The sequence below is a fragment of the Siccibacter colletis genome (assembly GCF_025914095.1).
GTDB classification, from domain to species: Bacteria; Pseudomonadota; Gammaproteobacteria; order Enterobacterales; family Enterobacteriaceae; genus Siccibacter; species Siccibacter colletis.
Genome location: NZ_CP074352.1, coordinates 457,044 through 478,901 on the forward strand (window position 1 = coordinate 457,044; position 21,858 = coordinate 478,901).

Annotated in this window: 22 protein-coding genes and 2 tRNA genes; 20 read left to right on the plus strand and 4 right to left on the minus strand. The window is 54.2% G+C overall.

The window, feature by feature from the left end; translation table 11 throughout:
• Window positions 1-102: 102 nt before the first annotated feature.
• Together ibaG and murA are read left to right on the plus strand one after the other, a co-directional pair.
• On the plus strand, window positions 103-357 hold the full coding sequence (ibaG, locus tag KFZ77_RS02265; RefSeq protein ID WP_024549637.1) for a BolA family iron metabolism protein IbaG: 255 nt from the start codon (window positions 103-105) through the stop codon (window positions 355-357).
• 54 nt (window positions 358-411) lie between these two features.
• Window positions 412-1,671 (plus strand): UDP-N-acetylglucosamine 1-carboxyvinyltransferase, encoded by a 1,260-nt coding sequence (gene murA / locus KFZ77_RS02270; protein ID WP_031519047.1) that lies wholly within the window; start codon window positions 412-414, stop codon window positions 1,669-1,671.
• 69 nt (window positions 1,672-1,740) lie between these two features.
• Here the strand turns inward: murA and sfsB are convergent, their stop codons facing one another.
• Complete coding sequence (gene sfsB / locus KFZ77_RS02275) at window positions 1,741-2,004, minus strand: DNA-binding transcriptional regulator SfsB (protein WP_031519046.1); 264 nt, start codon at window positions 2,002-2,004, stop codon at window positions 1,741-1,743.
• Between the two features lie 234 nt (window positions 2,005-2,238).
• Window positions 2,239-3,210, minus strand: coding sequence for an octaprenyl diphosphate synthase (ispB, locus tag KFZ77_RS02280; protein WP_264385323.1), 972 nt, complete (start codon window positions 3,208-3,210; stop codon window positions 2,239-2,241).
• A 257-nt stretch (window positions 3,211-3,467) separates the two neighbouring features.
• Here ispB and rplU point away from each other — a divergent pair, with 257 nt between their 5' ends.
• From rplU to cgtA, 4 genes are all read left to right on the plus strand, one after another.
• Window positions 3,468-3,779 (plus strand): 50S ribosomal protein L21, encoded by a 312-nt coding sequence (rplU, locus tag KFZ77_RS02285; protein WP_031519042.1) that lies wholly within the window; start codon window positions 3,468-3,470, stop codon window positions 3,777-3,779.
• An 18-nt stretch (window positions 3,780-3,797) separates the two neighbouring features.
• Window positions 3,798-4,055 carry a 50S ribosomal protein L27 gene (gene rpmA, locus KFZ77_RS02290; RefSeq protein WP_024549632.1) on the plus strand — a complete coding sequence of 86 codons (258 nt, stop codon included), beginning with the start codon at window positions 3,798-3,800 and terminating at the stop codon, window positions 4,053-4,055.
• A 95-nt stretch (window positions 4,056-4,150) separates the two neighbouring features.
• Window positions 4,151-5,116, plus strand: a complete 966-nt coding sequence (locus KFZ77_RS02295) for a DMT family transporter (protein WP_264385324.1) — start codon at window positions 4,151-4,153, stop codon at window positions 5,114-5,116.
• A 16-nt stretch (window positions 5,117-5,132) separates the two neighbouring features.
• Entirely contained in the window at window positions 5,133-6,305 is a 1,173-nt protein-coding gene (cgtA, locus tag KFZ77_RS02300; protein WP_031519039.1) for an Obg family GTPase CgtA, read from the plus strand.
• 74 nt (window positions 6,306-6,379) lie between these two features.
• On the opposite strand, the gene dacB is transcribed toward cgtA, so the two are convergent.
• Window positions 6,380-7,813, minus strand: a complete 1,434-nt coding sequence (dacB, locus tag KFZ77_RS02305; RefSeq protein WP_031519037.1) for a serine-type D-Ala-D-Ala carboxypeptidase — start codon at window positions 7,811-7,813, stop codon at window positions 6,380-6,382.
• 254 nt (window positions 7,814-8,067) lie between these two features.
• On the opposite strand from dacB, the gene greA reads away from it, so the two are divergent.
• Complete coding sequence (greA, locus tag KFZ77_RS02310) at window positions 8,068-8,544, plus strand: transcription elongation factor GreA (protein WP_031519036.1); 477 nt, start codon at window positions 8,068-8,070, stop codon at window positions 8,542-8,544.
• A gap of 174 nt (window positions 8,545-8,718) precedes the next feature.
• Here the strand turns inward: greA and yhbY are convergent, their stop codons facing one another.
• The gene (gene yhbY / locus KFZ77_RS02315) at window positions 8,719-9,012 is read right to left on the minus strand and encodes a ribosome assembly RNA-binding protein YhbY (RefSeq protein WP_031519034.1); all 294 of its coding nucleotides are present in this window, start codon (window positions 9,010-9,012) and stop codon (window positions 8,719-8,721) included.
• Between the two features lie 122 nt (window positions 9,013-9,134).
• Here yhbY and rlmE point away from each other — a divergent pair, with 122 nt between their 5' ends.
• From rlmE to rpsO, 13 genes are all read left to right on the plus strand, one after another.
• Window positions 9,135-9,764 (plus strand): 23S rRNA (uridine(2552)-2'-O)-methyltransferase RlmE, encoded by a 630-nt coding sequence (gene rlmE / locus KFZ77_RS02320; protein WP_031519032.1) that lies wholly within the window; start codon window positions 9,135-9,137, stop codon window positions 9,762-9,764.
• A 120-nt stretch (window positions 9,765-9,884) separates the two neighbouring features.
• Entirely contained in the window at window positions 9,885-11,816 is a 1,932-nt protein-coding gene (gene ftsH / locus KFZ77_RS02325; RefSeq protein WP_031519030.1) for an ATP-dependent zinc metalloprotease FtsH, read from the plus strand.
• A 94-nt stretch (window positions 11,817-11,910) separates the two neighbouring features.
• Entirely contained in the window at window positions 11,911-12,759 is an 849-nt protein-coding gene (gene folP, locus KFZ77_RS02330; protein WP_031519028.1) for a dihydropteroate synthase, read from the plus strand.
• Complete coding sequence (gene glmM / locus KFZ77_RS02335) at window positions 12,752-14,089, plus strand: phosphoglucosamine mutase (protein WP_031519027.1); 1,338 nt, start codon at window positions 12,752-12,754, stop codon at window positions 14,087-14,089. The genes folP and glmM overlap by 8 nt, the downstream gene beginning before the upstream one ends.
• 226 nt (window positions 14,090-14,315) lie before the next feature.
• Window positions 14,316-14,645, plus strand: coding sequence for a preprotein translocase subunit SecG (secG, locus tag KFZ77_RS02340; RefSeq protein ID WP_031519025.1), 330 nt, complete (start codon window positions 14,316-14,318; stop codon window positions 14,643-14,645).
• Window positions 14,646-14,689: 44 nt separating this feature from the next.
• Window positions 14,690-14,776 (plus strand) — tRNA-Leu (locus KFZ77_RS02345).
• A 59-nt stretch (window positions 14,777-14,835) separates the two neighbouring features.
• Window positions 14,836-14,912 (plus strand) — tRNA-Met (locus KFZ77_RS02350).
• A 212-nt stretch (window positions 14,913-15,124) separates the two neighbouring features.
• A complete protein-coding gene (rimP, locus tag KFZ77_RS02355) occupies window positions 15,125-15,577 on the plus strand; it encodes a ribosome maturation factor RimP (protein WP_264385325.1) in 453 nt (150 codons plus the stop codon).
• A 27-nt stretch (window positions 15,578-15,604) separates the two neighbouring features.
• A complete protein-coding gene (gene nusA, locus KFZ77_RS02360) occupies window positions 15,605-17,092 on the plus strand; it encodes a transcription termination factor NusA (RefSeq protein ID WP_031519022.1) in 1,488 nt (495 codons plus the stop codon).
• A 24-nt stretch (window positions 17,093-17,116) separates the two neighbouring features.
• The gene (infB, locus tag KFZ77_RS02365; protein WP_031519020.1) at window positions 17,117-19,825 is read left to right on the plus strand and encodes a translation initiation factor IF-2; all 2,709 of its coding nucleotides are present in this window, start codon (window positions 17,117-17,119) and stop codon (window positions 19,823-19,825) included.
• Window positions 19,826-19,962: 137 nt separating this feature from the next.
• Window positions 19,963-20,364: a 30S ribosome-binding factor RbfA gene (gene rbfA, locus KFZ77_RS02370; RefSeq protein WP_031519018.1), complete on the plus strand. Its 402-nt coding sequence runs from the start codon at window positions 19,963-19,965 to the stop codon at window positions 20,362-20,364.
• On the plus strand, window positions 20,364-21,308 hold the full coding sequence (truB, locus tag KFZ77_RS02375; RefSeq protein WP_264385326.1) for a tRNA pseudouridine(55) synthase TruB: 945 nt from the start codon (window positions 20,364-20,366) through the stop codon (window positions 21,306-21,308). Before rbfA ends, truB begins: the two co-directional genes overlap by 1 nt.
• 152 nt (window positions 21,309-21,460) lie before the next feature.
• Window positions 21,461-21,730, plus strand: a complete 270-nt coding sequence (gene rpsO, locus KFZ77_RS02380; RefSeq protein ID WP_004385056.1) for a 30S ribosomal protein S15 — start codon at window positions 21,461-21,463, stop codon at window positions 21,728-21,730.
• Window positions 21,731-21,858 lie beyond the last annotated feature (128 nt).

A 21,858-nucleotide genomic window follows, 5' to 3' on the forward strand; every position in this document is an offset into this window, starting at 1 on the left:
CCCTCGAGAGTTTCGCTCAAGGGCTTTTTTGCTTATTTAAGACTTTGTCCGTTTCCTCTAAGATGTTTGGCTGTTTTCCTTAACCAACGAATGATAGAGCCCATGGAAAATCAAGAAATTCAGAGCGTGTTGATGAACGCATTACCGCTCCAGCAGGTGATTGTCTCCGGTGACGGTAGCCATTTTCAGGTTATCGCAGTGGGTGAGCTGTTCGATGGCATGAGTCGCGTCAAAAAACAGCAGACCGTATATGGTCCGCTGATGCCGTTTATTGCCGATAACCGTATGCATGCCGTGTCGATTAAGGCTTACACCCCGGCAGAATGGGAACGCGATCGTAAACTCAACGGTTTTTGAGCTGTGGGCGTCTTGCCGGCAGCGGATATGAATTGCTAACAGAGAATTGCTTCAATGGATAAATTTCGTGTTCAGGGGCCGACCCGGCTCAGTGGCGAAGTCACAATTTCAGGCGCTAAAAACGCCGCACTGCCCATTCTCTTCGCTGCGCTGCTGGCGGAAGAGCCGGTAGAGATCCAGAACGTACCGAAGCTGAAAGACATTGATACCACTATGAAGCTGCTCAGCCAGCTTGGAACCAAAGTCGAACGTAACGGTTCCGTAATGATCGATGCCAGCCAGGTCAACATCTTCTGCGCGCCTTACGAGCTGGTGAAAACCATGCGCGCCTCCATCTGGGCGCTGGGTCCGCTGGTGGCGCGATTCGGCCAGGGCCAGGTCTCGCTGCCGGGAGGCTGCGCGATTGGTGCGCGTCCGGTGGATCTGCATATTTTTGGCCTGGAAAAACTCGGCGCCGAGATCAAGCTGGAAGAGGGCTACGTTAAGGCTTCCGTTGATGGCCGCCTGAAGGGCGCGCATATCGTGATGGACAAGGTGAGCGTAGGCGCGACCGTGACCATTATGTCCGCTGCCACCTTGGCGGAAGGAACCACCGTTATCGAAAACGCCGCGCGTGAGCCGGAGATCGTCGATACCGCTAACTTCCTGAATACGCTGGGAGCGAAGATCACAGGTCAGGGCACCGATCGTATTACCATCGAAGGCGTTGAACGTCTGGGTGGCGGCGTCTACCGCGTCCTGCCTGACCGTATCGAAACCGGCACCTTCCTGGTGGCTGCGGCTATTTCCGGTGGCAAAGTAATGTGCCGCAATACCCGTCCTGACACCCTGGACGCGGTGCTGGCGAAGCTGGGTGAAGCCGGTGCCGATATCGAAGTCGGTGAAGACTGGATCAGCCTCGATATGCACGGCAAGCGCCCGAAAGCGGTGAACGTGCGTACCGCACCGCATCCGGCGTTCCCGACCGATATGCAGGCGCAGTTCACCCTGCTGAACCTGGTAGCGGAAGGCACCGGTGTGATTACCGAAACCATCTTCGAAAACCGCTTCATGCACGTGCCGGAGCTGATCCGCATGGGTGCGCACGCGGAAATCGAGAGCAATACCGTGATCTGTCACGGCGTTGAAAAGCTCTCCGGTGCGCAGGTGATGGCAACGGATCTTCGTGCTTCAGCAAGTCTGGTTCTGGCGGGCTGTATTGCGGAAGGAACGACGCTGGTGGATCGTATCTATCACATCGATCGCGGCTACGATCGCATCGAAGATAAGCTGCGTGCGCTGGGTGCGAACATTGAGCGTATTCACGGCGAGTGATCCTGCTCCCGTAATATCGTAATAAAACACAAAGCCGCTGGCATCTGATGTCAGCGGCTTTTTGCTGCCTTAGCGGTGGCGAATCAGTCGCGTGCGGTCGATAAACTCATGGGTGCGCGGGTCGTGGTAACGCGACGGCCAGATGATCCACGGTTCGGTCCCGAGTGCATCAGCGATGATACGCTCGCCCTTAGGCCAGGGGCGGCTCAGCGCATTGGCGAGCGTCGAGGAGCTTAACCCCGCCTTACGCGATTCCGCCGCCATGGATGTGCCTCTTTTACGCAGCCCGGCAATGATATCTGCCGGATGCCAGTCCACAAATTTACGTTCCATATTATCTCCCTGTGGCTGCACCAAACACCTGTTCAGCAAGTTAAAACACACATTACAGGAAGGGTTATAACATGAAATACTCGAAATGATTCCTGATGCTTCCCAAAATGATCGAAATTGTGGGGTTATGCACAAGCAAATGTAATTAATGCAATGAGTTGGAATGAATTGGCAAGGATGTATTCAGGAAATTTCTGGAACCTTTCCGCGACTTGCACGGAAAGGTCAGGGGGATTAACGGTCGCGCTGTACCGCGATATGAGCGATACCGATAAGCGCCTCGCGCCACGGCGTATCGGGCAGCACCTGAAGGGCAGAAATCGCTTTATCGGCTTCTTCTTCGGCGCGCTTGCGTGTCCACTCCAGCGAGCCACAGTTCGCCATTGCCTCAAGCACCGGTTCCAGCAGATGCCGGCCGTTACCCTGCTCAATGGCTTCACGGATCAGGCTGGCTTGCGCCGGGGTGCCGTTATGCATAGCGTGCAGCAGCGGCAGCGTTGGTTTGCCTTCGTTAAGGTCGTCACCGACGTTTTTGCCCAGCGTTTCGCCGTCGGCGCTGTAGTCGAGCAGATCGTCAATCAGCTGGAACGCGGTTCCCAGATAGCGGCCATAATCCTGCAGGCCTTTTTCCTGGGCGGGAGTCGCATCGGCCAGGATGCCAGAGCACTGCGCTGCGGCTTCGAACAAACGCGCGGTTTTGCTGTAAATCACGCGCATGTAGCTCTCTTCGGTGATATCCGGGTCGTTAACGTTCATCAGCTGCAGGACTTCCCCCTCAGCAATAACGTTCACCGCCTCTGACATCACTTCCAGCACTTTCAACGACCCAAGACGCGTCATCATCTGGAACGAGCGGGTATAAATAAAATCACCTACCAGCACGCTGGCAGCATTGCCAAACGCGGCATTCGCCGTTGCTTTGCCGCGGCGCATGTCGGACTCATCCACCACATCATCATGTAGCAGCGTAGCCGTATGAATAAATTCGATTAATGCGGCGATGGTCACATGAGCTTTGCCCTCATAACCCAGCGCGCGCGCTGCCAGAACGGCAATCATCGGACGTATACGTTTGCCGCCACCGCTGACAATGTAATAGCCCAGCTGATTGATCAGCTGAACATCTGAATTTAACTGCTCCAGGATTGTCGCGTTGACACCGGCCATGTCTTGCGCGGTTAACTCGTTAATTTTTTCTAAATTCATCGCAAAAGTCTGGCTATCGTCCTGTTTACCACTTATCTAAATGGGATTATGGAGGGAGACGGATTGTAAATGTAGCAGAGATTGTACTGCAAAAAAGCCTAAGAGAAACGTCGCGCAGGCAGTTGCGTTTTTTTTCTGCACTGATGAACAATCGCACTTGTCAAAGCGTCACGATTTGCGTAATATTCGCGCCCTATTGTGAATATTTATAGCGCACTCTGAATCACAAAAAGGTGTGCGCGGAAGCGGAGTTTTATATGTACGCGGTTTTCCAAAGTGGTGGTAAACAACACCGAGTAAGCGAAGGTCAGACCGTTCGCCTGGAAAAGCTGGACATCGCAACTGGCGAAACTATTGAATTCGCTGAAGTTCTGATGGTCGCAAACGGTGAAGATGTCAAAATCGGCGTTCCTTTCGTTGATGGCGGCGTAATCAAAGCTGAAGTTGTTGCTCACGGTCGTGGCGAGAAAGTTAAAATCGTTAAGTTTCGTCGTCGTAAACACTATCGTAAGCAGCAGGGCCATCGTCAGTGGTTCACTGATGTGAAAATCACTGGCATCAGCGCTTAATACAGGGGAGCAGATTAAATGGCACATAAAAAAGCTGGCGGCTCAACTCGTAACGGTCGCGATTCAGAAGCTAAACGCCTTGGCGTTAAGCGTTTCGGTGGTGAAGCAGTTCTTGCTGGCAGCATCATCGTTCGTCAGCGTGGCACCAAGTTCCACGCAGGCACCAACGTTGGTTGCGGCAAAGACCACACTCTGTTCGCTTTGACTGACGGTAAAGTTAAGTTCGAAGTTAAAGGCCCGAAAAACCGTAAATTCATCAGCATCGTTGCTGAATAAGTTTTTCGCGTCCCGGTAACGGATGAAAGCCCCGCAACCTGTTGCGGGGCTTTTTACATTCCGATCCCGGTAATTTTTAATTGCAGGGAAAAAGCATGAAACAGCAGGCGGGTATTGGCATTGCTCTGGCGCTGACAACAGCGATGTGTTGGGGCGCACTGCCAATTGCAATGAAGCAGGTGCTGGAAGTCATGGAACCGCCAACGGTAGTGTTTTACCGCTTTCTGATGGCCTCCATTGGGCTTGGTGCCATTCTGGCGCTGAAAGGCAAGCTGCCGCCCATGCAGCTGTTCCGTAAGCCACGCTGGCTGGTGCTGCTGGCTATCGCCACCGGTGGGCTTTTTGGCAACTTCATTCTTTTTAGCTCGTCCCTGCAATACCTGAGCCCGACCGCGTCACAGGTTATCGGCCAGCTCTCCCCGGTGGGGATGATGGTGGCAAGCGTCTTTATCCTTAAAGAGAAGATGCGCGGCACTCAGATAGTGGGTGCCTGTATGTTGATCTGCGGCCTGGGACTGTTTTTCAATACCAGCCTGATCGAGATTTTCACGCGCCTGTCGGATTACACCTGGGGCGTGATTTTTGGTGTCGGTGCGGCCACGGTGTGGGTGAGCTACGGCGTGGCGCAAAAAGTACTGCTGCGTCGCCTGGCGTCACAGCAAATACTCTTTTTACTGTACACTTTATGTACGATAGCGCTGATTCCGTTGTCCGATCCGGCGACGGTATTCCAGTTAAGCAACTGGCAGCTCGCCTGTTTAGTCTTCTGCGGCCTTAACACCCTAGTAGGTTACGGCGCACTGGCGGAAGCAATGGCGCGCTGGCAGGCAGCACAGGTGAGCGCGTTCGTTACGCTCACCCCATTATTTACGCTGCTTTTTTCGGATCTATTATCTATGGCCTGGCCCGAACTCTTCGCGAAGCCGATGTTAAACCTGATTGGTTATCTCGGTGCGTTTGTCGTGGTTGCGGGCGCAATGTATTCCGCCATTGGCCATCGTCTTTGGGGACGCTGGCGAAAGCATGATGCGGCGGTACCTGTAGCCCGCTCAGGCGAATGAATTACGGAGAAGTAAGATGAAGTTTGTTGATGAAGCAACGATTCTGGTCGTGGCTGGTGATGGTGGCAACGGCTGCGTAAGCTTCCGTCGCGAAAAATACATTCCGAAAGGCGGCCCGGACGGCGGTGACGGCGGTGACGGTGGCGATGTCTGGCTGGAAGCGGACGAAAACCTGAATACGCTCATCGATTACCGTTTCGAGAAATCTTTCCGCGCCGAGCGCGGTCAGAATGGCCAGAGCCGCGACTGCACCGGAAAGCGCGGGAAAGACGTTACCATCAAGGTGCCGGTCGGAACACGCGTTATCGACCAGGGTACCGGCGAGACGATGGGCGACATGACCCGTCACTCCCAGCGTCTGATGGTCGCTAAGGGCGGCTGGCACGGTCTGGGAAATACCCGTTTCAAATCCTCTGTTAACCGTACACCGCGTCAGAAGACGATGGGTACGCCGGGCGAGAAGCGCGATCTGCAGCTGGAGCTGATGCTGCTGGCGGACGTCGGTATGCTGGGGATGCCGAACGCCGGTAAATCCACCTTCATCCGCGCGGTGTCTGCGGCGAAGCCGAAAGTGGCGGATTATCCGTTTACCACGCTGGTACCGAGCCTGGGTGTTGTCCGTATGGATAACGAGAAGAGCTTCGTGGTCGCTGATATTCCGGGGCTTATCGAAGGCGCAGCTGACGGTGCCGGCCTGGGTATTCGCTTCCTGAAACACCTTGAGCGCTGCCGCGTGCTGCTTCACCTCATCGACATCGAACCAATCGACGGTTCCGATCCGGTTGAGAATGCGCGCATCATTGTTGGCGAGCTGGAAAAATACAGCGAAAGCCTGGCGCAAAAACCGCGCTGGCTGGTGTTCAACAAGATCGACCTGATGGACAAAGACGAGGCGGAAGCCAAAGCGAAGGCAATCGCCGAGGCATTGGGCTGGGAAGACAAGTTCTATCTCATCTCTGCCGCAAGCCAGCAGGGCGTGAAAGATCTGTGCTGGGACGTCATGACCTTCATTATCGAAAACCCGATTGTGCAGGCGACCGAAGCCGCGCAGCCGGAGAAAGTCGAGTTTATGTGGGACGACTACCATCGTCAGCAGCTTGATGAGATGGAAGAAGAGAATGACGAAGACTGGGATGACGACTGGGATGAAGAGGATGACGAAGGCGTAGAGTTTATCTACAAAAAGTAATCCTTCCCGAACCGCGTTTCCTGATAAAACCCTCTCCCGACGGAGAGGGTTTTTTTATGGGCGGGATACCGGCATCAGTTGTTCTGGTAGACGTCTTTATAGAGACGGCTTTCGAAGCGCACCAGCGGAATACGGCGGTTGCGTTGATCCGCCGGCTCGACGGCATAACCAGACAGATACTGCACAAAGGCCATACGCTGGCCACTGGCGGTAGTGATAAAGCCCGCCAGGTTATATACGCCCTGCAGCGAACCGGTCTTCGCCGATACTTTTCCGTCCACGCCTGCTGCATGCAGGCCAGCGCGATACTGCAGCGAGCCATCGTGACCGGCGAGCGGCAGCATGGTGATGAAATTGAGCTGGCTGTCGTTCTGCGCGATGTACTGCAGCACCTGCATCATAGTCGCTGGCGAAATCAGGTTGTGGCGCGACAGGCCGGACCCATCCACTACCAGGCTGTTGCCAAGATCCACGCCGGCTTTGGTGCGCAGGATCTGACGCACGGCGTCAGCACCGGCTCGCCATGTTCCCGGCACGTTATAGAAGTTGTGGCCGATGGTGCGGAAAACCGTATCCGCAATCATGTTGTCGGATTTTTTCAGCATGATGCGCAGCAGATCATGCAGCGGTGGTGACTGCTTGCTGGCGATCACTGTACCCGGCTCGTTCTGCTGCGTCTGGCGCATCAGCGAGCCATCGTAGGTAATACCTGCGGTCGTCAGCTCCTGTTTAAGGATTGCTCCCGCATAGCCTGCTCCGTCCTGAATCGCGAACGCCAGCGGCAGCGGGTCGGCTCGCTGGGTCAGACACCCGGTCAGCACGTAGCGGTTCAGATCGCCGGGAACCACATCCAGCTCGCAATACTGCGCCTCTGAAGAGCCGCGCGGCAGAGTGCGGACCTGACTCAGTACGGTGATGGGATAAAACGATGCAACGCGCACATAAGCAAGATCGTTGGCTTTCGGCGCGCTGTATAGCGAAACCGAGAAGCAGTTACGATCGACAATCGCCGCGGAGGGCGGAGCGCTGAAGCATTGCGTCATGTCGTTCCAGGGCCAGCCGGGCGCTTTGTCATGGCTGGCAAAAATGGAGGTGTCGATCAGTACGTTTCCTTTGATCTTCTCGACGCCGGCGCGTTTCAGCGCGGCCACCATATTTCGCAGATCCTGACGCCTGAAGGTTGGATCGCCACCGAAACGGGCAATAAGATCGCCCTCCAGCACGCCATCACGCACTTCACCCCGGCTTTCAAGCGTGGTGGTAAAGCGGTAATCAGGGCCAAGCTGGAGCAGAGCGGCAAGGGCTGTGATCACTTTCTGCGTACTGGCAGGAAGGGCCATTTGTTGACTGTGATAATCAATCTCAGGAGCGGGTGCGCCTACCTTCTGCACCATGAGCGCCAGATTGGCGCCGGCGGGTAACTGATTGATATACTCATCTACGTTTGCCGCCTGAACGGTCAGGGCGACCCATGTGGTCAATCCGATGATAATTCTGGAAAATCGCATAATCTCGCGGTTACAGCCTGGAAACGTGCCGTCATACTACGGTGCATCGCCCTGCAAAGTAAACGATGACCCTCAGGGAACTTCAGGTTAAACTAGGTATCATATTGAAAAATTCGTGGCTGACCTGGGGCTTTGTACCCGGGTCAGTTTTCTTTTGTTTCTTACCCGGGCAGGCACTGTGTTTGCCGGACTGGCGACGTCGCCAGCGCGGAGATGGATCGTACCCGGGAAGAAGGTTTGAAGAGGAGTAACACATGCAAGCGATTCCGATGACCTTACGAGGCGCTGAAAAATTACGCGAGGAACTGGAGTTTCTGAAATCCGTTCGTCGCCCGGAAATCATCGCTTCTATCGCCGAAGCCCGTGAGCACGGCGATCTTAAGGAGAACGCTGAATACCACGCCGCTCGCGAGCAGCAGGGGTTCTGTGAAGGACGTATTAAAGATATCGAGGCCAAGCTGTCTAATGCGCAGGTTATCGACATCACCAAAATCCCGAACAACGGCCGCGTTATTTTTGGCGCAACCGTCACCGTTCTCAACCTTGATACCGATGAAGAGCAGACTTACCGCATCGTTGGTGATGATGAGGCTGATTTTAAGCAGAATCTGATCTCGGTAAATTCGCCGATCGCGCGCGGCCTGGTTGCCAAAGAAGTGGATGACGTTGTCGTTATCAATACGCCGGGCGGGCAGGTTGAGTACGAAATTGTAAAGGTTGAGTATCTTTAAGCGCGTTTCGTCGCGAAACCGTTATAAGCCGAAGATTTGCTACCGTGGCGACTCTGCTAACGTGACAAAGCGTCCGGTCAGAATGTAAAGAATGGAAAAAGGCCGCATAGCGGCCTTTCATCAACAAACGGAGCGTGGCATTTTGCACACGTGCTGCCCGGGAAGGACCCGTGCTTAGCGTGGTAGCGAAATCTTACGCTCTTTGCCCGGACGATACAGAACGAGCGTTTTACCGATGACCTGTACGTTGCTGGCGCCGGTTTCCCGCACGATAGCTTCCACGATTAAGGTTTTCGTTTCGCGATCTTCAGTAGCGATTTTCACCTTGATAAGTTCATGGTGTTCAAGCGCTTGCTCAATCTCGGCAAGTACCCCTTCGGTCAAACCATTATTGCCAAGCATAACGACCGGCTTGAGCGAATGTGCCAGACCTTTAAGGTGCTGCTTTTGTTTAGTACTAAGATTCATCGTATTATTTTTTACTTACGTTGGGATTGAAAACGGTTCATTCTACCGCCATCTCTTCTGAATAGCCAAAGCTGTGTAAGTTTTAGCCGACGGCATACGATGAACCTGAACTGGAATATCAAATGACAGGTAAAAAGCGTTCTGCCAGCTCCAGCCGCTGGCTACAGGAACACTTTAGCGATAAATATGTTCAACAGGCGCAGAAAAAGGGTTTACGTTCCCGTGCCTGGTTTAAACTTGATGAAATACAGCAAAGTGACAAACTCTTTAAACCCGGGATGACCGTTGTTGACCTGGGTGCTGCACCCGGTGGATGGTCCCAGTATGTAGTGACCCAGATCGGCGGTAAGGGCCGCATTATCGCTTGCGATCTGCTGCCGATGGATCCTATCGTTGGCGTGGATTTCCTGCAGGGCGACTTCCGCGACGAAACCGTTGTAAAAGCGCTTCTGGAGCGCGTCGGCGAGAGTAAAGTCCAGGTGGTCATGTCAGATATGGCCCCTAACATGAGTGGTACGCCTGCGGTGGATATCCCGCGCGCAATGTACCTGGTTGAGCTGGCCCTTGAAATGTGTCGTGACGTTCTGGCACCGGGCGGTAGTTTTGTAGTGAAAGTGTTTCAGGGCGAAGGTTTCGATGAGTACCTGCGAGAAATTCGCTCCCTGTTTACGAAGGTTAAAGTTCGTAAGCCGGACTCTTCTCGTGCCCGTTCACGTGAAGTGTATATTGTAGCGACCGGGCGTAAAGTATAACCAGTGGGCATCAGGGTGGGGCGAGGAAGCTTACCGCTGCGGCTTGAAAGAGACTGGAGATATAGTATCCTGACGCTGTTTTTAACACAGTTGTAATAAGAGGTTAATCCCTTGAGTGACATGGCGAAAAACCTAATTCTCTGGCTGGTCATCGCGGTTGTGCTGATGTCCGTGTTCCAGAGCTTTGGGCCCAGCGAGTCGAATGGCCGCAAGGTAGATTACTCTACCTTCCTGCAAGAAGTTAACCAGGACCAGGTTCGTGAAGCACGTATCAACGGACGTGAAATCAACGTTACCAAGAGAGACAATAACCGTTATACGACTTACATTCCGGTTAATGACCCTAAACTGCTTGATAACCTGCTGACCAAAAACGTAAAAGTGATGGGCGAACCGCCTGAAGAGCAGAGCCTGCTGGGCACGATCTTCATCTCCTGGTTCCCTATGCTGTTGCTGATTGGCGTCTGGATCTTCTTCATGCGTCAAATGCAGGGCGGCGGTGGCAAAGGTGCCATGTCGTTCGGTAAAAGCAAAGCGCGTATGCTTACCGAAGATCAGATCAAAACCACGTTCGCGGACGTTGCGGGCTGTGACGAAGCGAAGGAAGAGGTTGGCGAACTGGTGGAATACCTGCGCGAACCGAGCCGTTTCCAGAAGCTGGGCGGTAAAATTCCAAAAGGCGTTCTGATGGTGGGCCCGCCGGGTACCGGTAAAACGCTGCTGGCGAAAGCGATCGCCGGCGAAGCGAAGGTGCCGTTCTTCACTATCTCCGGTTCTGACTTCGTCGAAATGTTCGTCGGTGTGGGGGCTTCCCGTGTCCGTGATATGTTCGAACAGGCTAAGAAAGCTGCACCGTGCATCATCTTTATTGATGAAATCGACGCCGTAGGCCGTCAGCGTGGCGCGGGTCTGGGCGGTGGTCACGATGAACGTGAGCAAACCCTGAACCAGATGCTGGTTGAAATGGATGGTTTCGAAGGTAACGAAGGCATTATCGTTATCGCAGCAACTAACCGTCCGGACGTACTTGACCCTGCGCTGCTGCGTCCAGGCCGCTTCGACCGTCAGGTTGTGGTTGGTCTGCCGGACGTGCGTGGCCGTGAGCAGATCCTTAAAGTTCACATGCGTCGCGTACCGCTGGCGCCGGATATCGACGCAGCAATCATTGCGCGCGGTACGCCAGGCTTCTCCGGTGCGGATCTGGCTAACCTCGTGAACGAAGCGGCGCTGTTTGCCGCCCGCGGTAACAAGCGCGTGGTTTCCATGGTGGAGTTCGAAAAAGCGAAAGATAAAATCATGATGGGTGCGGAACGCCGCTCCATGGTGATGACGGAAGCGCAGAAAGAATCTACCGCCTATCACGAAGCAGGCCACGCCATCATCGGCCGCCTGGTACCGGAACACGATCCGGTGCATAAAGTGACGATTATTCCGCGTGGTCGTGCGCTGGGTGTGACCTTCTTCCTGCCTGAAGGCGACGCGATCAGCGCAAGCCGTCAGAAGCTGGAAAGCCAGATCTCAACCCTTTATGGTGGTCGTCTTGCAGAAGAGATTATTTACGGTGCAGAGCACGTCTCTACCGGTGCGTCGAACGACATCAAAGTCGCGACTAACCTGGCCCGTAACATGGTGACCCAGTGGGGCTTCTCCGACAAACTTGGTCCGTTGCTGTATGCGGAAGAAGAAGGCGAAGTGTTCCTGGGCCGCAGCGTCGCGAAAGCGAAACATATGTCTGATGAAACGGCTCGTATCATCGACCAGGAAGTGAAAGCGCTGATTGAACGTAACTACGTTCGCGCTCGTCAGATCCTGAATGACAATATGGATATCCTGCATGCCATGAAAGATGCGCTGATGAAGTATGAAACCATCGACGCACCGCAGATTGACGATCTGATGGCTCGCCGCGACGTTCGTGCGCCGGCTGGCTGGGAAGATCCGGGCAGCAATAACAACGACAGCAATGGCACCCCGCGTGCGCCGCGTCCGGTTGATGAACCGCGTACGCCAAACCCGGGCAACACCATGTCAGAGCAACTGGACGATAAATAATTCGTTAATGGCACGTTGTTATCATTCTTCAAACCCCGGCTGGTCCGGGGTTTTTCTCGTTTAGTTAACCTTAGTTTTTTGCAGGGTAATCGCCATGAAACTCTCCGCTCAGAGCTCATCGCTCGATCTTTCACATCCCCACGTGATGGGCATCCTCAACGTTACGCCAGACTCATTTTCTGATGGCGGCAAGCACAACACGCTGATTGAGGCGGTGAAGCATGCCAACGCGATGCTGAACGCAGGCGCGACGATTATCGATGTTGGCGGTGAATCGACACGTCCGGGCGCGGCAGAGGTAAGTGTCGATGAGGAGCTTTCGCGCGTGGTGCCGGTGGTCGAAGCGTTATCCCAACGTTTTGAGACCTGGATCTCCGTTGATACCTCGCGTCCTGAGGTGATTCGCGAGTCAGCGAGAGTGGGTGCTCACATCATCAATGATATTCGCTCCCTGCAACTGCCTGGCGCGCTGGAAGCCGCTGCGGAGACTGGATTACCGGTATGTCTGATGCATATGCAGGGGCAGCCTGGCACGATGCAGGATGCGCCGCACTACGATGATGTATTTGCAGACGTGAATCGCTTCTTTACTGAGCAGATCGCACGCTGTGAAGCGGCGGGCATCGCAAAAGAAAAATTGTTGCTCGACCCGGGTTACGGTTTCGGTAAAAATCTCACCCATAATTACCAGCTTTTGGCCCGACTCTCAGAATTCCACCATTTTGGCTTACCGTTACTGGTGGGGATGTCGCGTAAATCGATGGTAGGGCAGCTGCTTAATGTTGGTCCTGCGGATCGTCTGAGCGGCAGCCTTGCGTGTGCGGTGATTGCGGCCATGCAGGGCGCTCACATCATTCGAGTGCATGACGTGAAAGAGACGGTGGAAGCGGTGCGCGTGGTGGAAGCCACACTGTCAGCGAAGGAAAAGAAACGCTATGAGTAACCGTAAATATTTTGGTACCGATGGTATCCGTGGCCGCGTAGGCGATGCACCGATCACTCCGGATTTCGTGCTTAAGCTGGGCTGGGCGGCGGGTAAAGTGCTGGCGCGCCACGGCTCACGTAAAATCATTATCGGCAAGGATACCCGCATCTCCGGCTATATGCTGGAATCGGCGCTGGAAGCCGGACTGGCAGCCGCAGGCTTATCCGCATCCTTCACCGGGCCCATGCCAACCCCTGCCGTCGCCTATCTGACCCGCACCTTCCGCGCGGAAGCCGGCATCGTTATCTCCGCATCGCATAACCCGTTCTATGATAACGGTATTAAGTTCTTCTCCATCGACGGCACCAAATTGCCGGATGAAGTGGAAGAGGCTATCGAAGCGGAGATGGAAAAAGAGATCACCTGTGTGGATTCCGCTGAGCTTGGCAAGGCGAGCCGCATCGTCGATGCCGCGGGCCGCTACATCGAGTTTTGCAAAGCTACGTTCCCGAATGAGCTGAGCCTGAGCGACATGAAAATTGTGGTGGACTGCGCAAACGGCGCGACCTACCACATCGCACCGAACGTGTTCCGCGAACTGGGCGCGCAGGTCATCACCATCGGCTGCGAGCCTGACGGGGTGAACATCAACGCAGAATGCGGTGCAACTGATGTCCGCATGCTGCAAAAACGTGTGGTAGCAGAGAAAGCGCACCTCGGCATCGCCTTTGACGGTGACGGCGACCGGGTGATGATGGTTGACCACGAAGGCAATAAGGTCGATGGCGATCAGATCCTTTATATCATCGCGCGTGAAGGCCTGCGTCAGGGCCAGCTGCGCGGCGGCGCCGTCGGCACGCTGATGAGCAACATGGGTCTGGAGCTGGCGTTAAAACAGCTGGGTATTCCATTTGCGCGTGCAAAAGTGGGTGACCGCTATGTGCTGGAGAAGCTGCAGGAAAAAGGCTGGCGTATCGGCGCGGAAAACTCCGGGCACGTTATCCTGCTTGACCAGACCACTACCGGTGATGGCATTGTCGCGGCGCTGCAGGTGCTGACAGCAATGGCACGTAATCACATGTCGCTTCACGATCTTTGCAGCGGTATGAAGCTGTTCCCGCAGATTCTGGTCAACGTGCACTTCACCCCAGGCAGTGGCGATCCGCTGGAAAACGAGCAGGTAAAAGCCGTAACGGCAGAAGTGGAAGCTGCGCTTGGCAGCCGTGGCCGCGTGCTGCTGCGTAAATCCGGTACCGAGCCGCTTATTCGCGTGATGGTGGAAGGTGAAGATGAAGCGCAGGTCACCGATTTTGCTCACCGCATCGCCGATGCGGTAAAGGCGGTTTAAGAGACCTGGCTGGTTAAAAGGGCGGCAAATGCCGCCTTGTTTTTAAACAAATTCATCGCCGTTGCCGTTTTTTTCCGCAGTTGATACATTGGCACGAATTTGCTCTTGCTAAGGCGATACGCTTTGGTTAGTATTCTCACCCGCTTCACAGGGGAATGACAAATGGCCCCGCATTGACTGGTTTGAAGCATTGGTATGCGGTTAACCCGCAAGGAACAGGTTGATTATGTACGAAGCTCTTTTGGTTATCTTCCTTATTGTAGCGATTGGCCTCGTAGGTCTTATCATGCTGCAGCAAGGTAAAGGCGCTGATATGGGAGCCTCCTTCGGAGCTGGCGCTTCCACTACACTGTTCGGTTCAAGTGGTTCTGGTAACTTCATGACCCGTATGACAGCTGTGCTGGCTACGCTGTTCTTCATCATCAGCCTGGTACTGGGTAATATCAATAGCAACAAAACGAACAAAGGAAGCATGTGGGATAACCTGACTCAGCCAACGTCTGAGCAGACCACACCGGCGGCACCTACCAAGCCGACGAGTGATATCCCGCAGTAATTTGTCGCATCAAACGCGGTAGTGCTGAATGCCGCGTTCTAAGTGCCGAGGTGGTGGAATTGGTAGACACGCTACCTTGAGGTGGTAGTGCCCGATTGGGCTTACGGGTTCAAGTCCCGTCCTCGGTACCAAATCACAGCAAAACTTGCAATTTATGCATTTTAGGCGTAATATTCGCCACGTTTTCGGACGCGGGGTGGAGCAGCCTGGTAGCTCGTCGGGCTCATAACCCGAAGGTCGTCGGTTCAAATCCGGCCCCCGCAACCACTTTCCCTTAGAGTTCTTTTTCAAATATACTGTGTAGAGCGGAATACGCTTTTTCATTGGGTTTTGAAAAAAATTCTGTTGGAGAGTGCTCCAGGTCACCATGGTGACTTACAGGGTTCAGTTATATAAAGCCCCGATTTATCGGGGTTTTTTGTTATCTGACTTCAGAATAACTGGGCTTTATGCCCTTTTTTTATGTCTTGGGGGTGGGCTTGTCCACATTAGAGCAAAAATTAACAGAGATGATTACAGCACCGGTTGAAGCGCTGGGCTATGAACTCGTCGGTATCGAATTCATTCGCGGACGCACATCGACGCTGCGCATCTATATTGATAGTGAAAATGGTATCAATGTTGATGATTGCGCTGATGTCAGCCACCAGGTAAGCGCCGTACTGGATGTCGAAGATCCCATTACAGTGGCATACAACCTTGAAGTTTCCTCTCCTGGCCTCGATCGCCCAATGTTTACCGCGGCGCATTACACTACCTACATCGGCGAAGAAGTCGCGCTGGTACTGCGAATGGCAGTACAGAACCGTCGTAAATGGCTGGGCATCATTAAAGCGGTAGATGGCGAAATGATTACCGTGACGGTCGATGGCAAAGATGAAGTATTCGCGCTGAGCAACATTCAGAAAGCGAACCTGGTTCCCCACTTTTAACATTCTGGATTGAGGCGAAGGCCCCCGATGAACAAAGAAATTTTGGCCGTTGTTGAAGCTGTTTCTAACGAAAAAGCGGTTCCACGCGAGAAAATTTTTGAAGCGCTGGAAAGTGCCCTGGCCACGGCAACCAAGAAAAAATACGAGCAGGAAATTGATGTTCGCGTAAGCATCGATCGTAAAAGCGGCGATTTCGACACCTTCCGTCGCTGGGTGATTGTTGAGGAAGTGACTCAGCCGACCCGTGAAATCACCCTGGAAGCAGCTCAATACGAAGATCCGGCGCTGACGCTGGGTGAATATGTTGAAGATCAGATTGAATCTGTAACCTTTGACCGCATTACTACTCAGACCGCCAAACAGGTCATCGTGCAGAAGGTGCGTGAAGCCGAGCGCGCGATGGTTGTTGATCAGTTCCGCGAGCACGAAGGCGAGATCATTACCGGTATCGCCAAAAAAGTTAACCGCGACAACATTACCCTTGATTTAGGGAATAACGCAGAAGCGGTTATCCCGCGTGAAGACATGCTGCCGCGTGAAAACTTCCGTCCGGGCGACCGTATTCGTGGGGTGCTTTACGCCGTGCGTCCCGAAGCTCGCGGCGCGCAGCTGTTTGTAACCCGCGCGAAGCCGGAAATGCTGATTGAGCTGTTCCGTATTGAAGTGCCGGAAATCGGCGAAGAAGTTATTGAGATTAAAGCGGCAGCGCGCGATCCAGGTTCACGTGCCAAGATCGCGGTGAAAACCAACGATAAGCGTATCGATCCGGTTGGTGCTTGTGTCGGTATGCGCGGTGCGCGTGTTCAGGCGGTTTCTACCGAGCTGGGCGGTGAGCGTATCGATATCGTGCTGTGGGACGATAATCCGGCGCAGTTCGTCATCAATGCGATGGCCCCGGCTGACGTTGCCTCTATCGTCGTTGACGAAGACAAGCACACCATGGATATCGCCGTTGAAGCGGGTAACCTCGCACAGGCGATTGGCCGTAACGGTCAGAACGTACGTCTCGCTTCCCAACTGAGCGGCTGGGAACTGAACGTCATGACCGTTGAAGACCTTCAGGCTAAACACCAGGCAGAAGCCCACGCAGCGATTGATACTTTCACTAAGTATCTGGATATCGATGAAGACTTCGCAACCATGCTGGTTGAAGAAGGTTTCTCCACGCTCGAAGAACTGGCCTACGTGCCGATGAAAGAGCTGCTGGAAATTGACGGTCTTGATGAGGCGACCGTTGAAGCACTGCGTGACCGTGCGAAAAACGCACTCACGACGCTGGCTCTTGCCCAGGAAGAGAGCCTTGGTGATAAAAAGCCGAGCGAAGACCTCCTCAATCTTGAAGGAATGGACCGTACTCTGGCTTACAAACTGGCTGCTCGTGGTGTTTGTACGCTTGAAGATCTCGCCGAACAGGGCGTAGATGACCTGTCTGATATTGAAGGGTTAACCGATGATAAAGCCGGTGAGCTTATCATGGCGGCCCGTAATATTTGCTGGTTCGGCGACGACGCGTAATAAACTGTAGCAGGAAGGAACAGCATGACTGATGTAACCGTAAAAGCGCTGGCCGCAGAGATTCAGACCTCAGTGGACCGCCTGGTACAGCAATTCGCTGATGCAGGGATCCCTAAGTCAGCTGATGATTCTGTAACCGCGCAAGAGAAACAAGCTCTGCTGACGCACCTGAACCGTGAACATGGTTCGGCGCCAGATAAGTTGACATTGCAGCGCAAAACGCGCAGTACTTTAAATGTCCCGGGTACCGGTGGGAAAAGCAAATCGGTACAGATCGAAGTCCGCAAAAAACGCACCTTTGTAAAACGCGATCCGCAAGAGGCTGAACGCCTGGCCGCGGAAGAAGAAGCGCAGCGTGAAGCGGAAGAGAAGGCCCGTCGTGAAGCAGAAGAAGCTGCTAAACGCGAGGCTGAGGAAAAAGCAAAACGCGACGCGGAAGCAAAGGCTAAACGTGAAGCTGACGAACAGGCTAAACGCGAAAACGCTGAAAACGCGAAACGCGGAGCTGCGGAAAATAGCAAAGTGAGCAATCAACAGACTGACGAAATGACCAAAACTGCCCAGGCCGAAAAAGCCCGCCGTGAAGCTGAAGCTCTTGAGCTGAAGCGTAAGGCTGAGGAAGAAGCTCGCCGCAAGCTGGAAGAGAGCGCCCGCCAGGTAGCGGAAGAAGCGCGTCGTATGGCCGCGGAAAACGAGAAAAACTGGGCGGAAACCCCAGAGAAACCGGAAGAAAGCACCGACTATCACGTCACTACTTCTCAGCATGCTCGCCAGGCTGAAGATGACAACGACCGTGAAGTTGAAGGCGGCCGTGGTCGCGCGCGTCCTGCAAAAGCAGCGCGTCCGAAGAAAGGCAACAAGCATTCAGAATCTAAAGCTGACCGCGAAGAAGCGCGTGCAGCGGTTCGCGGTGGTAAAGGCGGCAAGCGTAAAGGTAGCGCGCTGCAGCAGGGCTTTAACAAGCCGGCGCAGGCAGTTAACCGTGACGTGGTTATCGGTGAGACCGTAACCGTTGCTGAGCTGGCGAACAAAATGGCCGTTAAAGGCTCTCAGGTCATCAAAGTGATGATGAAGCTGGGTGCGATGGCGACCATCAACCAGGTTATCGACCAGGAAACTGCACAGCTGGTCGCAGAAGAGATGGGCCACAAAGTTATCCTGCGTCGTGAGAACGAGCTGGAAGAAGCGCTGATGAGCGACCGCGATATGGGTGCTCAGGCTGAAGCGCGTGCGCCGGTTGTTACCATCATGGGTCACGTTGACCACGGTAAAACCTCTCTGCTTGACTACATCCGCTCCACGAAAGTCGCCTCTGGCGAAGCGGGCGGCATTACCCAGCATATCGGTGCTTACCACGTCGAAACCGACAACGGCATGATCACCTTCCTGGATACCCCGGGCCACGCCGCGTTTACCGCAATGCGTGCTCGTGGTGCTCAGGCGACCGATATCGTGGTTCTGGTTGTTGCAGCGGACGACGGCGTGATGCCGCAGACCATCGAAGCTATCCAGCACGCGAAAGCGGCGCAGGTGCCGGTGGTGGTTGCAGTGAACAAAATCGATAAACACGAAGCGGATCCGGATCGCGTTAAGCAGGAGCTTTCCCAGTACGGCATCATGCCGGAAGAGTGGGGCGGTGAGAGCCAGTTCGTCCACGTATCTGCAAAAGCGGGTACCGGTGTTGATGAGCTGCTGAACGCTATCCTGCTGCAGGCAGAAGTTCTCGAGCTGAAAGCGGTACGCAGCGGTATGGCGAGCGGTGTGGTGATCGAATCCTTCCTGGATAAAGGTCGTGGCCCGGTTGCAACCGTACTGGTTCGTGAAGGTACGCTGAACAAAGGCGATATCGTCCTGTGTGGCTTCGAGTATGGCCGCGTACGTGCGATGCGTGACGAGCTTGGCCGCGATGTTTCTGAAGCAGGTCCGTCTATCCCGGTTGAGATCCTGGGTCTGTCCGGTGTGCCGGCAGCGGGTGACGAAGTCACCGTAGTACGTGACGAGAAGAAAGCACGCGAAGTAGCACTGTACCGTCAGGGCAAGTTCCGCGAAGTGAAACTGGCTCGTCAGCAGAAATCCAAGCTGGAAAACATGTTTGCCAACATGACCGAAGGCGAAGTTCACGAAGTGAACATCGTACTGAAGTCCGACGTACAGGGCTCTCTGGAAGCGATCTCCGACTCGCTGCAGAAACTCTCTACCGACGAAGTGAAGGTGAAGATTGTTGGCTCCGGCGTCGGTGGTATCACCGAGACCGACGCAACCCTGGCTGCTGCTTCTAACGCCATCATCGTTGGCTTCAACGTTCGTGCCGATGCCTCTGCGCGTCGTGTGATTGAAGCGGAAAGCCTGGATCTGCGTTACTACTCCGTCATCTATAACCTGATTGACGAAGTGAAAGCGGCGATGAGCGGTATGCTCTCTCCGGAACTGAAACAGCAGATCATTGGTCTGGCCGAAGTGCGTGATGTCTTCAAGTCACCGAAATTTGGCGCCATTGCCGGCTGTATGGTTACCGAAGGCGTCGTGAAGCGTCACAACCCGATCCGTGTCCTGCGTGACAACGTGGTTATCTATGAAGGTGAGCTGGAGTCCCTGCGCCGCTTCAAGGACGACGTCAACGAAGTACGTAACGGTATGGAATGTGGTATCGGCGTTAAGAACTACAATGATGTTCGCACCGGCGATATGATCGAAGTCTTCGAAATTATCGAAATCCAGCGCAGCATCGATTAATTTCTGCCGTTCCGGGTGATGTCCCGGAACTAACAGAGATTAACGATATTGTAGGCCGGGCTGGCGCTGCGCCACCCGGCAAGAATTTTCAAAAGGGGCTTTTAGCCCCTTTTTAGTCTTTAGTGTGGAGAATTATTATGGCGAAAGAATTTGGTCGCCCGCAGCGCGTGGCTCAGGAGATGCAGAAAGAAATCGCTATCATCCTGCAGCGCGAAATCAAAGATCCGCGCGTGGGTCTGATGACAACGGTTTCCGGCGTGGAAGTATCCCGCGATCTTGCTTACGCAAAAGTATTTGTAACCTTCCTCAACGATAAAGATGAAGAAGCGGTTAACGCCGGGATTAAAGCGTTGCAGGACGCCTCTGGCTTCATCCGTTCACTGCTGGGCAAAGCGATGCGTCTGCGCATCGTGCCTGAGCTGACCTTCTTCTACGATAACTCGCTGGTAGAAGGTATGCGCATGTCGAACCTCGTCAGTAACGTGATCAAAAACGATGAGTCTCGCCGCGTTAACCCGGACGACAACAAGGAGGACTAATGAGTCGTCCTCGTCGTCGCGGTCGCGACATTCATGGCGTTCTTTTGCTGGATAAACCTCAGGGTCTCTCCTCTAACGACGCGCTGCAAAAAGTGAAGCGTTTGTATAACGCTAACCGGGCAGGGCATACCGGCGCGCTTGACCCGCTGGCGACCGGCATGCTGCCGATCTGTCTCGGAGAAGCGACAAAGTTTTCCCAGTACTTGCTTGACTCCGATAAACGCTACCGCGTTATCGCAAAGCTCGGGCAGCGTACGGACACGTCGGATGCCGATGGGCAGATCGTCGAGGAGCGTCCGGTTAGCTTCAGCGCCGCGCAACTGGATGAGGCGCTGGAAAGCTTCCGGGGCGACACCCAGCAGGTGCCGACCATGTTTTCGGCGCTGAAATACCAGGGTAAGCCGCTGTACGAGTATGCGCGTCAGGGAATTGTGGTACCGCGTGAAGCGCGACCCATTACCGTGTACGAGCTGCTGTTCATCCGCCACGAAGGCGATGAGCTTGAGCTGGAAGTGCACTGTTCCAAAGGGACCTACATCCGCACCATCGTTGACGATCTGGGTGAGAAACTCGGTTGCGGCGCGCATGTTATCTTCCTGCGTCGTCTGGCGGTGAGTAAGTATCCGATTGAGCGCATGGTGACGCTGGAGCAGTTGAATGCGTTGGTCGAAGAGGCGCAGGCGCGCGACATCGCACCGGGCGAGCTCCTCGATCCACTGCTGATGCCGATGGACAGTCCGGCAGCGGATTTTCCGCTGGTGAACGTCCTGCCTGAGGTGGCCGTATACTTTAAAAACGGACAGCCGGTACGCGTGGCGGGTGCCCCGTTGAACGGGCTGGTGCGCGTTACTGAAGGCGATGACGCGAAGTTTATCGGCATGGCGGAAATAGACGATCAAGGCCGTGTCGCACCGCGTCGTCTGGTTGTTGAGTATCCCGCATAAGCGATGTCGCGACCTTGCGATAACAGGTGGCGACAGGTAGAATATTGCGGCTCAACACACCTGTGTGATGTTTACATTTTCACGATGTGTTCATTGGGGATGCTGAATTAGAGATCGGCACCTCGTTATTTATCTATAAACTGGAGTTCAAAATGTCTCTAAGCGTTGAAGCTAAAGCTAAAATCGTTTCTGAGTTCGGTCGTGGCGAAAACGACAGCGGTTCAACTGAAGTACAGGTTGCCCTGCTGACTGCACAGATTAACCACCTGCAGGGTCACTTTGCAGAGCACAAAAAAGATCACCACAGCCGTCGTGGTCTGCTGCGTATGGTTTCTCAGCGTCGTAAACTGCTCGACTACCTGAAACGTAAAGATGTTGCACGCTACACTGCGCTGATCGAGCGTCTGGGTCTGCGTCGCTAATTCTTGCGAGTTTCAGAAAAAGGGGCCTGTATGGCCCCTTTTTTCGACCTGACCGCAGCAATTCTTCGGAAACTAATGTATTGTTGCAAAGCATGATCTTCGTGCAGAGGTTCGCGCGGCTAATGAGA